The organism is Citrobacter freundii ATCC 8090 = MTCC 1658 = NBRC 12681 (genome assembly GCF_011064845.1).
In the GTDB taxonomy this organism is placed as follows: Bacteria; Pseudomonadota; Gammaproteobacteria; order Enterobacterales; family Enterobacteriaceae; genus Citrobacter; species Citrobacter freundii.
The window spans coordinates 57,755-73,429 of record NZ_CP049015.1 but is presented as its reverse complement, the minus strand read 5'-3'; the positions used below and the strand labels follow the sequence as shown (position 1 = coordinate 73,429).

General features: G+C 47.0%; 14 protein-coding genes and 1 tRNA gene. 8 read left to right on the top strand and 7 right to left on the bottom strand.

The window, feature by feature from the left end; all coding sequences use genetic code 11:
- Positions 1-12: 12 nt before the first annotated feature.
- The 4 genes from G4551_RS00350 to G4551_RS00335 all read right to left on the bottom strand — a co-directional run bounded on the left by G4551_RS00350 (position 13) and on the right by G4551_RS00335 (position 6,097).
- On the bottom strand, positions 13-483 hold the full coding sequence (locus G4551_RS00350) for a PTS sugar transporter subunit IIA (protein ID WP_003842172.1): 471 nt from the start codon (positions 481-483) through the stop codon (positions 13-15).
- A 26-nt stretch (positions 484-509) separates the two neighbouring features.
- Complete coding sequence (locus G4551_RS00345) at positions 510-2,063, bottom strand: BglG family transcription antiterminator (RefSeq protein WP_003024005.1); 1,554 nt, start codon at positions 2,061-2,063, stop codon at positions 510-512.
- 322 nt (positions 2,064-2,385) lie between these two features.
- Positions 2,386-4,704 carry an alpha-xylosidase gene (gene yicI / locus G4551_RS00340; protein ID WP_003842175.1) on the bottom strand — a complete coding sequence of 773 codons (2,319 nt, stop codon included), beginning with the start codon at positions 4,702-4,704 and terminating at the stop codon, positions 2,386-2,388.
- 10 nt (positions 4,705-4,714) lie between these two features.
- Complete coding sequence (locus tag G4551_RS00335; protein WP_003842177.1) at positions 4,715-6,097, bottom strand: glycoside-pentoside-hexuronide family transporter; 1,383 nt, start codon at positions 6,095-6,097, stop codon at positions 4,715-4,717.
- A gap of 290 nt (positions 6,098-6,387) precedes the next feature.
- Between G4551_RS00335 and G4551_RS00330 the strand changes: the two genes are divergently transcribed.
- The 3 genes from G4551_RS00330 to G4551_RS00320 all read left to right on the top strand — a co-directional run bounded on the left by G4551_RS00330 (position 6,388) and on the right by G4551_RS00320 (position 8,414).
- A tRNA-Sec gene (locus tag G4551_RS00330) sits at positions 6,388-6,482 on the top strand.
- 70 nt (positions 6,483-6,552) lie between these two features.
- Positions 6,553-7,731: a pentapeptide repeat-containing protein gene (locus tag G4551_RS00325; protein WP_152025444.1), complete on the top strand. Its 1,179-nt coding sequence runs from the start codon at positions 6,553-6,555 to the stop codon at positions 7,729-7,731.
- On the top strand, positions 7,728-8,414 hold the full coding sequence (locus G4551_RS00320) for a nucleotidyltransferase domain-containing protein (protein ID WP_032946017.1): 687 nt from the start codon (positions 7,728-7,730) through the stop codon (positions 8,412-8,414). The genes G4551_RS00325 and G4551_RS00320 overlap by 4 nt, the downstream gene beginning before the upstream one ends.
- A 5-nt stretch (positions 8,415-8,419) precedes the next feature.
- Here the strand turns inward: G4551_RS00320 and G4551_RS00315 are convergent, their stop codons facing one another.
- Positions 8,420-8,590 (bottom strand): YlcI/YnfO family protein, encoded by a 171-nt coding sequence (locus tag G4551_RS00315; RefSeq protein ID WP_003840697.1) that lies wholly within the window; start codon positions 8,588-8,590, stop codon positions 8,420-8,422.
- Positions 8,591-8,718: 128 nt separating this feature from the next.
- Between G4551_RS00315 and G4551_RS00310 the strand changes: the two genes are divergently transcribed.
- The 3 genes from G4551_RS00310 (at position 8,719) to G4551_RS00300 (ending at position 10,083) form a co-directional block, all read left to right on the top strand.
- Positions 8,719-9,009 carry a SymE family type I addiction module toxin gene (locus tag G4551_RS00310; RefSeq protein ID WP_003840696.1) on the top strand — a complete coding sequence of 97 codons (291 nt, stop codon included), beginning with the start codon at positions 8,719-8,721 and terminating at the stop codon, positions 9,007-9,009.
- A gap of 117 nt (positions 9,010-9,126) precedes the next feature.
- A complete protein-coding gene (locus tag G4551_RS00305; RefSeq protein ID WP_003840694.1) occupies positions 9,127-9,303 on the top strand; it encodes a hypothetical protein in 177 nt (58 codons plus the stop codon).
- 405 nt (positions 9,304-9,708) lie between these two features.
- The gene (locus G4551_RS00300) at positions 9,709-10,083 is read left to right on the top strand and encodes a Rap1a/Tai family immunity protein (RefSeq protein ID WP_003840693.1); all 375 of its coding nucleotides are present in this window, start codon (positions 9,709-9,711) and stop codon (positions 10,081-10,083) included.
- A 115-nt stretch (positions 10,084-10,198) separates the two neighbouring features.
- Here the strand turns inward: G4551_RS00300 and misL are convergent, their stop codons facing one another.
- Entirely contained in the window at positions 10,199-13,024 is a 2,826-nt protein-coding gene (gene misL / locus G4551_RS00295) for an intestinal colonization autotransporter adhesin MisL (protein WP_003840691.1), read from the bottom strand.
- 74 nt (positions 13,025-13,098) lie between these two features.
- Positions 13,099-13,716 (bottom strand): helix-turn-helix transcriptional regulator, encoded by a 618-nt coding sequence (locus G4551_RS00290; protein ID WP_003023988.1) that lies wholly within the window; start codon positions 13,714-13,716, stop codon positions 13,099-13,101.
- A 576-nt stretch (positions 13,717-14,292) separates the two neighbouring features.
- Here G4551_RS00290 and G4551_RS00285 point away from each other — a divergent pair.
- Positions 14,293-15,063 carry a winged helix-turn-helix domain-containing protein gene (locus tag G4551_RS00285; protein WP_016151203.1) on the top strand — a complete coding sequence of 257 codons (771 nt, stop codon included), beginning with the start codon at positions 14,293-14,295 and terminating at the stop codon, positions 15,061-15,063.
- The gene (locus G4551_RS00280; RefSeq protein WP_003840687.1) at positions 15,063-15,527 is read left to right on the top strand and encodes a hypothetical protein; all 465 of its coding nucleotides are present in this window, start codon (positions 15,063-15,065) and stop codon (positions 15,525-15,527) included. Before G4551_RS00285 ends, G4551_RS00280 begins: the two co-directional genes overlap by 1 nt.
- Positions 15,528-15,675: the final 148 nt, after the last annotated feature.

Genomic DNA, 15,675 nt, shown 5'->3' with positions numbered 1-15,675 from the left:
TCCACTTTTTATTTAGCAGACATTGGATTCAGCATATTGGCTAAAAAGCTCAATAATTTTCTGTGGACTGCTTTCGACTAACAGTTGTTCAATAATGTCGTCATCCGCCAACGCGCCGGCAACCTGCGAAAGCAGACGAATATGTGTAGTGTTTTGATCTTCAAGACGTACGGCAAACAGAATGATGCAGCGCACGTTGCTACCATCCAGGGTTTCCCAGGGAATATCCTGGCGGGTACGCCCAATTGCCAGCGTGGTATTGACCACTGCCGAGGATTTCCCATGCGGGATCGCAATATGATTTTCGAAGCCGGTCGAGCCTTCTGATTCACGCTGCCAGACATCCTGAATAAACGTTTCCCGACAGCTAATTGCCCCATCTTTCTGCAGAATATCCGTCAGTTCCTCAATAACCTCCGTTTTGTTTGTGGCCTTCATATCCAAAATAACGCGATTTGTATTGAGTATTTTCGTGATGTCCATCAATCATACCTCATGGAGTTCAGACATTAATTTTCGACGACCAGCGACGTCGCCCGATGTAATTTTTCCGTAATAACCGTTTCTGTTACCCGCTTAATATCTGCATCATTGAAAAAGGCGGTGACATACACGACCGGCATAGCAACGGCAGGTAAATTTATCGTCGATACCACCAGTTCAATATCGTCCGTCAGTACGGAGGGCAGGCTGCCTGCCGATACCACGCCGACGATAGTCCAGTCCGGAAAGGCGCGCAGAATACGGCTTTTGAGTAAGTGAGAGGTGCCAATACCGGTTGAGCAGACCAGCAGCACACGCTTACGCGCTATCTGCCGCTCCATTGCGGCTTGAAAATGCACGGTTAAATATCCCACCTCATCTTCCGACACGGGCCGCTCGCCCCAACCGCTAAACACCCGATTCACCGCGCACTGGGTCAGACGCCACACGTCCTGCAACTCGCCTTTAATATCCTCCAGCAATGGATTGCGAATGCGGATCTGGTAGTTCAGGCGGTTAATCAGCGGCTTAATGTGGATCAGCAATCCGTCATACAGCGCCGTGTCCTGGCTAAGATCGCTGTCGACCATCTCGGCAAAGGAGGCAATCAACCGATGGGTAATCAAACGCGCTTCGTCGCTGGAGTGCATATGGCCAATCACGCTCACGTCGTTATGCTCTTCAATTACCACGCCGGAAGAGATAATGTATTGATAAATAAACCAGACTTCGTCTTCCGGCAGCGGGTGGGCAATGCGTTTTTCAATATGCTGAATCATCCGGCTGGCAATGGAAAAAATATTCTCGTCACATGAGGTGATATTTTCATCTTTTCTCGGCAGCGCATTGCCCCGCGTGATGCGGTACATCATGATCAAAATATGGGTAAAGATATTGACGTAATAAGGCTCGCCCAGAGACCAGCACAGGTCGTTCTCCATTTCCTGCAATAACGTCTGGACAAATAAAACATCTTCTTCACCAAAGTAATGCACTAAGGCTTTATAACTGCCCGGGTCAAGGCGTGAATAAACCACGTTACCAGGTTCATTATGGTTAATCACGCCGTTAATCAGTGACGCCATCGCCTGGCGTACACCGCTCTCGCTGCCTTCGATATGCGTGCCGCTCTGACTGCGAATCAACGACAGGCCCAGTGGGGTAATCCAGGATTCAATTACTTTCAGATCGTTAACAATCGATGCGCTACTAATGAAATAACGTTCGGATAATTTACTGATCGACGTTTCATGCGGCGTTTCGCTTAATAACTGTGAGGCTATCTTGACTCGCCGTGAATTATTCATCATGCCGTCAGTATCATCACCTTCCGATCCTAATAACTGATCCATATATAAAAGGTCGGTAATATTATCGGAACTTAATATCACCCCAGCACCAGCACGTTTATCGATGGTTATTTTCCATTCTGATAACCATGGTTCCAGTAAACGCAGATCGCGCTGCACAGTTTTCTCTGAAACAGATAAATACTCGGCAATTTTCAGCAGCGTGACATATTCCTTCTTAGACAGAAGAAACTTTAATAATCTGTTTTGTCGCGAGGTAATCATTTGCATTATTTACCCTTATCACACACCAGATTAAATAGCTAAAGAAGCGCTTATGCTCCACGTGTAATCCGTGATGATAAATATAAGAGGACTACGATGCGTCAACAATACTAAATCGTGTCCAGTAATCCGGACAGAAATAAGACAAAAAGAGGAAATAGTGAGATATTTACGGCGCAGATCACATTTTTCGCGGGAATCAGAGTGATACCGCTCGCAAATATGCAGAGATAAAAATTTAATTCAGGATGTTTTGGATTTTCAGATCTGGAATGTTGCTCGCAGCGTGGGCCGGATAAAACGCATCCGGCACCACGTCGACACATGCTTACAAGGTAATCGTCAGCTCACTGTCCTGTGGAGTAATAACTACACCCAGCTCACTGTCCATATGCGACCCGCATTTAATGCCGCCAATTTTCTGAATATTTCGCAGGCACAGCGTCCAGTTGCGTGCCTCACCGTTCCCTTTCACAGTGATGATATTACCTACACGCGTCGCCTTCAGCGTGAAGATAACCGAACCGTCCATCGCAGGCACTTCACACACCGCTTCCCGGCCCTCCTGCAGATGGAACAGCTGGAACGCGGTTCCTTCATGCCAGGCGTAGTCCGGCTTCTGGTTATTGCTGCCCAGCGCCAGCAGAGTGTTCTCGCGCACGTAGACTGGCAGACTCAGGAAGCCATGCTGCTGTTTATGCCAGCGACTGCCAGACACCTCGTCGTTACGCCACAGATGCGTCCAGCGTCCTTCCGGCAGGTAAAACTGCACATCGCCCGCCTCGCTAAACACCGGCGCAACCATCACGCTATCGCCCAACATGTACTGGCGGTCGAGATAATCACATGCCGGATCGTCCGGGAACTCCAGCATCATTGCGCGCATCATCGGCGTTCCTAGCTCATTGGCGCGCGCCGCTTCGCGATACAGATACGGCATCATGCGGCATTTCTGCTCGGTGAAGTAGCGCACCACATCGCAGGATTCGTCATCGTACGCCCACGGTACACGGTAGGATTTGCTACCGTGCAGACGGCTGTGGCTGGAGAGCAGCCCGAACGCACACCAGCGCTTGTAGACGTGCGCCGGGGCAGTATTCTCAAAGCCGCCAATATCGTGACTCCAGAAGCCAAAGCCGGACAGACCAATGGACAACCCGCCGCGCAGGCTTTCGGCCATCGATTCATAGTTGGCATAGCAATCGCCGCCCCAATGCACCGGAAACTGCTGCGCGCCGACCGAAGCTGAACGGGCAAACAGCACCGCCTCTTCTTCACCGACAGTCTCTTTCAGCACGTTCCACACCATTTCGTTGTAGATGTACGCATAATGGTTATGCATTTTCTGTGGATCAGAACCGTCAAACCACTGAACGTCAGTAGGAATGCGTTCGCCAAAGTCGGTTTTGAAGCAATCAACGCCGATATCCATCAGACCTTTCAGCTTGTTGGCATACCACTCACAGGCTTCAGGATTGGTAAAGTCATAAATCGCCAGGCCCGGCTGCCATTTATCCCATTGCCACAGGGAACCGTCCGGCCGCTTGAGCAAATACCCTTTCTCTTTCAGCTCTTTGAATATTGGCGATTTCTGGCCAATATACGGGTTAATCCACACGCAGACCTTCAGCCCTTTTTCTTTCAGGCGGCGGATCATGCCTTCCGGGTCCGGGAAGGTCAGCGGATCCCACTCAAAGTCACACCACTGGAAGGCTTTCATCCAGAAGCAGTCAAAGTGAAAAACGTGTAGCGGCAGATTGCGCTCGGCCATGCCGTCGATAAAGCTGTTGACCGTCGCTTCGTCATAATTGGTGGTGAACGACGTGGTCAGCCACAGGCCGAACGACCAGGCGGGCGGCAGCGCGGGACGGCCAGTGAACTGGGTATAACGGTTCAACACGTCCTTCGGCGTTGGGCCGTCGATGACGAAATATTCCAGATACTCGCTTTCCACGCTGAACTGCACTTTCGACACTTTCTCAGAGCCGATTTCAAACGACACGCACTGCGGATGGTTCACCAGTACGCCGTAACCGCGGTTGGTGATATAGAATGGGATGTTCTTGTAAGATTGCTCGGTGCTGGTGCCGCCGTCACGGTTCCAGGTTTCTACCGTTTGCCCGTTACGCACCAGCGCGGTAAAGCGCTCGCCCAGGCCATATACCGTTTCCCCGACGCCGAGATCCAGGCGCTCAAACATAAAGTTTTTCCCGCTGTTGGTATCCTGCACGTAGCCGTTGTTTTTTAGCTGGCTACCGGTGATACGTTCGCCATTACGCAGGAAATCCAGTGACCAGAACTCACCCTTGGTAACGCGCACGCTCAAGTTACCGCTCTTCAGTTCGGCAAACTCAGCGGTGTTGTGCATCTCGACCTTCACATCCTGCAGCACATTTAGCGGGTAATGCGGACCGGTATCCAGCGCCCCCTGGAAGTGCGCCAGACGCACACCCACCACGCCTTCCTGCGGCGAGAAGAAGCGCAAGGTAAACAATGGGGTATCCAGTTGCCAGGTACGTTCACGCACATCGCGTGGCGCAACATAGACAATCATCTCATTCCCTTGCTGTTCAACCTCGAACACCTGAATCGGGTTAATCACGTTCAGACCGGGCTGAATCAGCCAGTTTCCATCGCTAATTTTCATCATCGGTTCCTTAGTTCTGTAATTCTTTCGTCGTGAAATCCTGCTGATTGCGGCGCGCGCCCTGCGCCAGTTGGCTCATGATTTCAGTCAGATACGGGGTTTTTAGGGTGTAGAAGCGTTTGGCGATCACGGCACTCAGCAGGTAGCAAATAGCCGGGACTATGGTGAACAGCGCGATGATGATGCTAATGGTGGCGCCGTTCTGGGTTTTCGCTGCGGCGTCGTAGCCCCCACCTGCCAGCATCCAGCCAATCAGCGCCCCACCGAGCGCCAGGCCCAGCTTGAGCACGAACAACGTGCCGGCAAAGCTGATCCCCGTCAGACGTTTTCCGTTGCACCACTCGCCGTAATCCACGGTGTCGGACATCATTACCCACTGAATTGGCGTCACGAGCTGATGCAGTACGCCAATCACGAAGATGAAGACGAACATAGTGATGTTGGCGTGCATCGGTACGAAGAACATCGCCAGACTGACGACCGCCAGCGCGGCGTTGGTCCACCAGAAGACGCTGACTTTGCATTTCCAGTCGGTCAGCGGCTTCGCCAGCGCAGAGCCGATCAGGTTGCCGACGCAATAGGTGGTAAGGAAGGCGACAAACACTTCTGGCGAGCCCAGAATCCAGGTGACGTAATACATCATCGCCCCGCCGCGTACGCAGACAGCAAGGATGTTGAGAATGGTCAGCAGGCCGACGATGCGCCATTGATCGTTCTGCCAGATGTCGCGCAGGTCTTCACGCATTGAGTTGCTGCTCGGCGGCGCTTCCACGCGTTCTTTGGTGGTGAAAAAGCAAAATGCCAGCATCAGGAACGCCACAACCGAGAGCACGGCAATCCCGCCCTGAAAGCCGAACGCTTTATCCTCGCCGCCAATCAGATTTACCAGCGGCATCATCAGCACGGTGGAGAGCATGCCGCCCGCCGTCGCCAGCACGAAGCGCCAGGACTGCAGGGAGATACGCTGCGTGGGGTCATTGGTGATGACGCCGCCCAGCGCGCAATAGGGAATATTCACCACGGTGTAGAGCAGGGTCAGCAGCGTGTAGGTGATTGCGGCATAGATCATTTTGCCGTTCAGACTGAGATCTGGCGTACTGTAGGCCAGCACGCAAACCAGGCCAAACGGCAGTGCGCCAAACAGCACCCACGGGCGGAATTTCCCCCAGCGCGACCGGGTACGGTCGGCGAGCAGTCCCATGCAAGGGTCTGAGATAGCATCCAGCGCACGGGCCAGCAGGAACATGGTGCCGACAAATCCGGCCGGAATACCAAAAATATCGGTATAGAAGAACATCATATATAACATGACGTTATCGAAGATAATGTGGCTCGCCGCATCGCCCATTCCGTAGCCAATCTTCTCTTTAACGGACAAAATCTCACTTTTCATTACGCATCCTTGTTAGCACTTTCACACGCACTGATACCGGTTACAGTTCTTGTAAACCATCCCTGTGAGCGCGGGTATTCCGATATCTCGTTATCAAATTACGATTCTTGTTTTCTGTGATCAGAGTTGCGTCGAAAAATGTGATGAAATGTAACTACCGGATTTATTGAGGATTTATATGAAACCGATCATGGCAAGACAAAAGGGAAGTTAAAAAAGTGAGTGAGGGGGTGTGGAAACCCCAGGAAGTAGCTATAATGCGCCCCGCCTCCATGTAGCAATCGAGGCGCGGAAGATCGTCATCTCCGGTGAGGTGGCTGGACTTCAAATCCAGTTGGGGACGCCAGCGTTCCCGGGCAGGTTCGACTCCTGTGATCTTCCGCCAAAATACTATAATTTCTGATGTTAACTATTTCATATTTTTTCTAATCCTTTTACCTATACAGTATTGAAAAATGACTACATCACGACTAACACAAACTAATAATAATGAAGCGCAACCGCTATCATTTGTAGACGATCATCGACATACCTGCTATTGGGAATCTGTGTATGATGTGAAAGTTAATCTAGAAAGATTCAAATTAGTCAACATTAAAGATGTAAATAGCATAAGAAATAATGGTGATCATTTAAAAAATTATGTTATCGATTTAGGTACACAACCTCAAGAAACAGCAGAAAAGCCCAATACAAAAAGAATACTAATTGAAGATGCAACTTTTGAAAATTGTGATTTCAGAGGAAACAACAACGGTCAAAAAATAACATTTAAGAATTGTGAATTTAAAAAAATATATTTTGGCCATTCCGAGTTACATTATGTCAATTTTGATAATTGTATATTTAATGAAAGTTCATTCTCGCTAGCAAAATTTTACAGCTGTGCTTTTAATGATTCATGTAAATTTAAAAAAATATCTATTTCAGGCGGAAAAACTAATTTTGAAAACTGTATAATATCATCTGGAAACTTACTTCTTAACTCTTTCAAATATGCAACATCAGAATATTGTAAAGAGCACAGTTTGCATAAAGAAGACCAGGTATATAGAATGTATCTGTCTCAAGTAAAACTTGCACGAAATATACTTAATTCAGTCTCTATTATTGGAGATGATGATATTTATTACAATGCAACAAAGACATTGTTTAAACTAAGATTAAAAGAAAGAGAATCAAAGATAAAATTAGCTGCCAGTCATTATTTCGATGCAGCTAAGAAAGAAAAGAAAATCAAAAATTTTTCTTTCTATTTATATAAAAAAGCACGCTCATTCTTATTTCCGATCGAGAAGGTAATGTTGAACTGCTTTGGATTAATTAATGGGTGGGGAAGTAACTTCCTTAGATGTGTTTTTTTCGGTGGGATAATTTTCACAATTTTTACAGCTGTTTACTATTTCCAACTACCAATTGTACCAACATCAGATATCTCATGGACTCAAAACCTTCTCAAAAGTATGATTCAAAGTTTAGATATTACATTTCTTGCAGGGTATACAAAATATTCTATTGCTACTGATCCACCAAATCAACAACTTATATTATTATTAAATATGATTCTTGGTTTGTTTTGGTATGGTGTTAGCTTACCCACATTAATCAATAAAATTAGCGTAGCTCGATTATGATATTTGAAGATAAAAATCTAAAATGCCTAATTCTCTTCGGCAGTCATGCTAGAGGAGATCAGACTATTGAATCCGACATAGATTTATTAGGTATTAACGAATCAAAGAAATTTACTGTACGAAATATTGATACTGTAAATTTTTCATTTTATTCCCCCGAAAAAGCATTAGATATGTCATGTAATGGTGATCTATTCTTTTTACACATAATAAAAGAGGGAAAGTGTTTATTTAATGAGTTATTTTTCACACAATTAAAATCAGCTTTTAGATTTAAAAAAAGTTATCTAGATGAGGCATCGATTGCATTCGGCTTAGCGCTAAAGATATTTGAAAATAAAGATAGAATAATTAACTGGCCAGTAGCCAATAAAAGAATATCATGGTGTGTAAGAACAATACTCATTGCTTTAAGCGCTGAAAATAAGACACCATACTTCTCGAAATCACAGCTATCAATAGCATTAATTAATAATGGATTTTCTGTTGAAGACTCTTTTTTATTAATAGACGCAAAAAACAAAAAAGAAAAAAATGATTATATATTAAATTTACTTTTATATTTCACAATTAAATACAATTTTTTAAATAATAAAGTTACAAAAAAGGAATTCTATTCAAGTAGCATAGTCCACGTTACTCTTGATACTATCATCAACAGTATTCCAGTTAGTTACGAATAATAAAACTATTTTTTTTCAAATAATTTAAGGCGTGCCAAGCACGCCTCCTTAACCCACTTACTAAAATTCCCTTTACCCGCTGCCCTCTCAATCTGTTCCAAAAGCTCATCTTCGAACCGGATATTCTTCATGGTGCTTTTAGTGCGGTCAAAATTTGGTTTCTTTTTCTCTTGCATGGTAGGTACCACATAGGTTAGTTTATACACATGTGGTACCTACCACACGGAATCTAAAATCAAGCAACGCCCAACAGTGCTGTCACACCAAAGGGCGTCTAACCTCACCAACTATCAAGGAGTTGATTATGGCTGATTCGCATTCTACCCCAGACAGCGACCAATCCGGAACCGAGCGTTCGGTAATAGTGGGATATCGCCCGAATGTTTTCGACAAATCTACACCCAAAATTATTCTTTCCGGCAAATGGCTCCGTGCGGCAGGGTTTGATACCGGGCAACAGATTACCGTAAAAGTGATGAACGGCTGTATCGTCCTGATGGTCTACGGCGAGCAGGAACAACGATTGCAGGATGAGCTGCAAGAGGCAAATCTGAAGCTGAACAGAATTGAGAGCACGCTGGCGACTCTCCAGTGAAGTACGGCTGAACCTGTAAGCGTTACTTTCAGGTTCACTTGGTGCCGGATGGCGCTTGCGCTTATCCGGCCTACTCTCCTGGAAAATGAAGCCAAAGTGTAACGGGAACCCAAACAAATGAATCACCACGAAAAACCAGACACCATCTTTTCGATTGACGACGATGAAAAAGTCGAAGAAATAAAAATTCAGTTACTGAAAGCCAAGATTCAATGTGCACAATGTGATATTCATTCTGATAATATTGTTAACGGCGATAATTTCTTTGATGAATTAATCGAGCCTAATAAATGAAAAAAGCATTATAAACTTACGGGCAATAATCAATAATTATGATATTTGAAGCAGCAACTCATTATCCATGAATCAGAAACGCATTAGAAATCATTCAACCACTACACTAAAAATCATAATAAAAATACTATCCTGATGGCCTATGCCAAACGATAAACATGACAGCACAATAAACACCATATTATAATCCCGCTAAAAATACACAGGCATCCTTTTTCTTTAATCAGGAAGGGACAGCCTCGTTTCTAATAAATTAGATTACTGGGTTACATATGAAAAACGTATTCATGGCAATGGTTATCGCTCTCGTCACTATCACCGCATCATCTACTGTTTTCGCATGCCCGAAAGGAGAACACCCGCACGGCGGTACTGGCTCACACCATAAGGGCGGCTGGTGCTCGTATGATCAGTAAAATTGCCATTCCTGTCTTGTTATTGCTCTGTTTTTCAACGCCTGTACTGGCAAAATCGACATTGAATATCGACGGCAACTCGCTTTATCACGGTTATCAGTTGTATGAGAAAGGTTTTGATTATTTGAATGTTCGGGATGAACAGACAGCAGTGATGTATATGTCTTTTGTTGCCGGTGTAGCGGGGACACTATCAAAAGAAAATATCATCTGTAATGAAAGCATAACCATTGGACAGGAAGCTGATATTGTTGGTAATTACCTCCAGACCCATCCTAAAGAACGAACAAAATACAGTCCTTCTGAATTGGCCATGATTGCTTTGGGCAAAGAACTTACTTGTAACAAAAATAGTAATAGCTAGCGCTGTACGCAGCTTATTTACTGGATGGCGCTAACGCTTATCCGACCTACCGCTTCCCCAAAAAATAAAGCCGCTGACCCATTAATCAGCGGCTTTTCTGTTACTTACAATCCCGTCAGAAATTGTATTTCACGCCCAGCATACCGCGGGTATCGCTGTAGCCTTTGTCGCCGATCTGTTGGGCCACGTTGCTCCACACATTGAGGCGCGGAGTGATTTGCCCTTCTACGCCGACTTTCAGTTCGCCGATGTTTTTGGTGCCGCGCATGTCGTTGCTCACATCATCCATCTTCACGCTGGTCGTCTGCGTGTTGTGGATCCAGTTGGCTTCGACAAACGGCTGGAACTCGCGTGATTTACCGTCGTCGATGGCGTTGTGACCGTTGATAAAGGCTTTCACACCCAGACGGGTCATCAGGTTGCCATCGGTGTTGTCTTTCACGCGGGTACCGTTCGCTTCGCGGTGGCTGTCGGCCTGCACGTCCATCCACACCACCTGCGCTTTCGGTTGCAGCCAGTAGCTGTTGCGCTCGTTTTCACCCAGTTTGAAGCTGTAACCGGCTTCTACCGAAGCGGTTATCCCGCTGGATTTGTATTTCTCTGTCGCCTGCTCCTGGCCCATCACCTTGTTATCAAACCAGTTGTACAGCATCCAGGTGTCTACGTAAGTGCCGGTTTTGTCTGCGTCATTGGCATACCAGGTGCCGTACAGCCCCACGCTGTAACCGGTAACCTGACCACGTGAATGGTAGCCGGTCAGGCTGGACTGCGTGCGGTTCTGGCTGTTGGCGTAACCAGCCATTGCGCCGATGTGCCAACGGTCGAGGCCGTCGCTACTCCACTGCGCCAGATCACCGCCCAGCTGCAACACATAGCTGTTGCTTTGGGTTTTCAACTGCCCGCTACCGTCTTTAAAGCGGGTATGCGCCCCGACGTTACGCATCCACATACTGGTGACTTTTTTCTCGCCCGTCAGCATGTCGATGTACTGCGTTTCGCCCAGACGATCGTGCAGTCGGGTCATAAACAGCGTGTTAGCGGCGTAGTTGTTCGCCAGATAACTGCCTGCTTCCGGGCGGTATTGCTGCTCGGTGACCGGAGGTGCGACAGGTATTTCCGGCTCAGGGATTATCGGATCGACCGGGTCTGGATCGACAGGACCTGGGTCAATAGGGTCAACCGGATCCGGGTCAACGGGGTCTGGGTCGATGGGATCTACCGGGTCCGGATCGACCGGGTCCGGTTCTTCCGGATCCGGCGGAGCAGGAATAAAGCTGGTTAGATACCAGTTGCTGCCCTTTTGCACCACGTTATAGTCGTACGCACCAGCAACAATACGGCCTGCTTTCTCAAAAGTACCGTCAGAATTACCGGCTACTTCGATGATCTCAATACCTTCAACGGTCTGCGCCCCGGTTCCGCCAATGTTGTTCACCGCCACAAACGCATTACCCGCGGTGTTGCCGAGCACTTTCAGCTTGTCGGTTTCGGAGGTGTCGTCATTCAGGACGGTATTGAAAACCAGTTTGCCGCCGTTGCCGGTGAAATCTTCATTAATGGTAAGCGTCTGCCACGGTTCGCCGTCAGTATGCCCAAAGTTCACCACTGACCCGCCGTTCAGCGTCAGGTCGGTGAGCGTTGAGCTGTTGGTCATGTTCCAGGTCGCATCGCTCATTTGCAGCGAGATAACCCCCGTTCCGGCCGTGACGCTGGTGATGTATGACGCCCCACTCCACAACGAGTTGTCGGTCATGTTGAGCGTAATGGTACTGTTTTGCTGCGGCAGGCTGCTGGTCGCGGCAGTCGCGCCAGCGGCGTGAAGATCACCGTCGATAAGGAAGCGCCCGCCAGCGGAGCCGTCTACGGAGCCGCCCGTTTCGGTGCTGATGGCATAACTTTCATTGCTGTGATTGCCCGCCATAGTAATGGCGGCGCCGCCAGCCAGGTTTATTGCCCCGCGTGAAGTCGCATACAGACCGCGTGGCGCTTTGCTGTAAGACGCCGCTTTCGCCGAATTGTTTACGTTGATCGTCGCGTTTTCGCCGAGATTCACGGTTGCATTGGTGGAATAAACCGCATGGGCGCTGACGCCGTTGACCGTAATCGTGGCATTGTTGCCCAGTTCCGTTTTGGAAGATGAGGCGGCATAGATCCCTGTCGAGGACGCGCCCGACGTCTCGATAGTGGCGTCATCACCAAGGCGGATCGAGGAGCCGCTCTGCCCGGTGCGAAGACCTTCTGAACTGTCACCGATCGTCACAATGTGTGCCCGATCGCCGACGACAATCGTATTTTTGGCCTGCGTAGCGTCTTTCATTGCGTTTGCAGTGATACCACGCCCCTGATAACCGGTGGTTTGAATATACAGATCGTCGCCGACGTATATGTTGGCTGAACCTTTCCAACCCTGGCTATAGGAGTTGTAACCGGCGTTAATACCGTCACCATCCTGACCGTCCACATAAATGCTGGTGCGATCTCCGGTGATGATAAAGACCGGGTTATCCGGCGTATTAGCCCCGTGCGTGCGAATACCGTCAACATCTTTACCATTGTTGGCAGCATTCTTCGACTGTGTGCGGATCGTCAGGTCATCACCGAAAATAACGCCTGGGCTACCCGTCGCGCTATTCTGAATAACGGTAATGGAGTGCTCGAAGGCTTCTGCTCCTGGCCCATTGAGCGTTAACCCATTGCCAAAAACAGGAATGGTGCCAGCACTCCATTGATAAACATAATTCGGCGTAGCGCTGGTTTTAGCGAAACTTGCATTCGCCTGTGCAGGAAATAAAGCCTGCAACTCCGGGGACAGACTGCTAACCAGACCGCTGGAAGGAAGACTATCAACATCAATCCAGGCTGCATGGGCCGAAAATACCATAGAAGTTAATGCGGCTGAAACCGCGATGGCAATACGAGAGTAAGATTTGGGATTTGGCATATTAGCCTCCTGCTATTAGGCGTAGAGCGTCCACCACATCGCAAGGATGTGAAATATTAAAAATCAGAAATGCGTTATAAAATATTCGATAGTATTTTATGAATACTATGGCCCAACTTATCTTCAAGCCGGAGCTTATAGACATATATTTTCTTAATATCAATATTATCTATTTGGGTAATTTGTTGAATACTTTTTCCTGAGACAAATCGCTTCAGTAATATCATTTCTGTATAGTTGAGTGTGCGCCCACGTTTACTGTTAGCGAGATGACCGGTAAATAATCGTCTCATTTTCTGATGCTGTACGTCATCATCATCATCAGAATATATAATCCCTTGTATTTTATTGCTTTTCGACAGCCAGTAGTTGGCTAACGGCGCCAGGTTCCGGTCCGCTATCAAAACAATATGCATGCCGCTATAAGCCAGACGATCAACCCATTGCGGGTCGGCAAACAGGCGCAGGTTCGGGAAAGAGAAGTCCACAAAAATAAACCCGCGCGACAAATGGTTTTGATTATTAAGCAGAAGTTTTTCAATAATTCCTTTTTGCAGAAAGCCATTTCCCTCAGGCCAGATAGCAAAAGCGGCACGGTGACAGTAACTGGCGCGAACCGCAGCATCCGGAAATAATTGACAGGACAATTCACAGCTTATGCAACGAACACTCTGTGATGGTGATCTCTTCATCAAAAATGACTCCTGTTATTTTTCCATAAATATTTCATTGGTAAATAAATGTGTCAATCCGACACGTACGACATTCCTTGTCAGCTAATAACAGTGGCGCTAATAAAATGTAATAAACTCCTGATGTGCTAATAAGCATGGACTGTGATTAATACGATTGCGCTAAGCTTTTTTGTGCCTTATCTCAGAATAACAGTCTGGGCATTAGGAATTTTATGCATAAATTAAAATCCTAGGATAAATCTTAAAAAAGCACTATTTGCTAAAAAACAACCGATGTAAACGATGCTCATTAATTACACAATACTGATAACTCAATCACCCTTGAAGTGCTGTGTATAAATATAATGATAATTCAGATAAACCTGTAATGAATTCTCATTATTTAACATTAGTTAATTTTACCTAAGAACCTGATCAGCTAACACGTTGTATGTAAAGAACATTTAAATCTTAAGTGAAATTCTTATCTGCGATCACGTACAAAGAGTGAGGCATATTATCAATTTGGATGTAAAATTTAAGGTAAGTGTTGGCACATGCGGTGATACGTTTAGGTTACTGAGGGCTGGGCAATTGTACCTTATCAATCAGTTGGTCGAATTTAATCCTGATAACAAAAGCCTGGTCAATCGACAGACAGGGCGAGCAATTCAACTACAGATACCAGCCTCGCTCTGTTTTCTCTATTTAATTACTCACGCAAGTGACATTGTTTCTCAGAACACGTTGATTAAAGTGGGCTGGGGTGAGAGAAATAATGTGACCACCACCAACACATTTTACCAGGCTATTCTGACGCTACGTAATGCTCTGGCGGATGTGGGTCTGCCGAGAGATACGGTAAAAACAATTTCCCGGCGCGGGCTTGCATTAAATGAAAATACGCAGGTTGAGGCGATAACACATCCTCAAAGTGAAGTTTACCAGCCACCGGTTATAGAGGATTACGCGCCCCCAAAGATAATTGCTCCCGCGCCTCAACAAACGACGCGGGGACCCTGGTGGTACATTATATTTAGCACGGGCATCGTTATTGCCACCCTGATTATCTGGCTGGTGTGGTATCAGACGCGTCCTGTTATGCCGTTTAGTAAATTCGTGTCTGTTTCTATGCAAGTTCCCTCTCGGCAAAACTGTAAAATTTATTACTCGCCAAATGAGCACGACCAGGAGAATTATTTCAATCTGATGCAACTGCATCCCTATCTCTGCGAAAACAACAAGCACGTCTTCCTTTCCGGCTACCGCAAAGCGGAGAGGATCGTGGCGTTTGTCTGTGATAAAGATGCGCGGATAGATGCTAACGCGTTTTGTACTACCCACTATTACTGGATGCGCGGGTAATGAAAAAAATACATCACCTTATTCTGCTGGTAATCGGTCTGGCGACGTTGCTCGGTTCAGGCGGGTGGCTATGGTATTCACGCTTTGCCGAAAAGCCGCTGAGTTGCATCGGCAACGTGGAATGGAATATTGGCAGCAATCGCTTTGCCGGTACGTTAGCGTTTCGGATGTACGATAATGCAGGTTTGGCCACCATTACCGGAAAACTGTACGGACGTAATACCTCAGACATCAGCAGGAACATTTATTTCAACTACACCAGACAGCACGAAGCCCGGGTGCTACAGGCGATGCAGGTGGTCAAAACCTTCGCAGACAGCGCCGATGAAACGGATATTAACAATACCTTACCCGGTTTTTACCGCCAAAGCGGACGAACCCTCAGTCTGGTCATGGAAGAGTATAAGGGCACATGGATCTTTGCCAGTTCCAATGTACCCTCGTTGTATTGCCGCAAGAGGTAACGTCATATCCGGAAACAAAAATCGCGCCCCCTCAATGGAATTCATATTTGCCATCATCGACTTACGCGACATGGGTCACTGAATCCTCTAATAACCCATTGCTATTCTTCATCCCGAATCAGGAAACATCCTGAATATCACGATATCC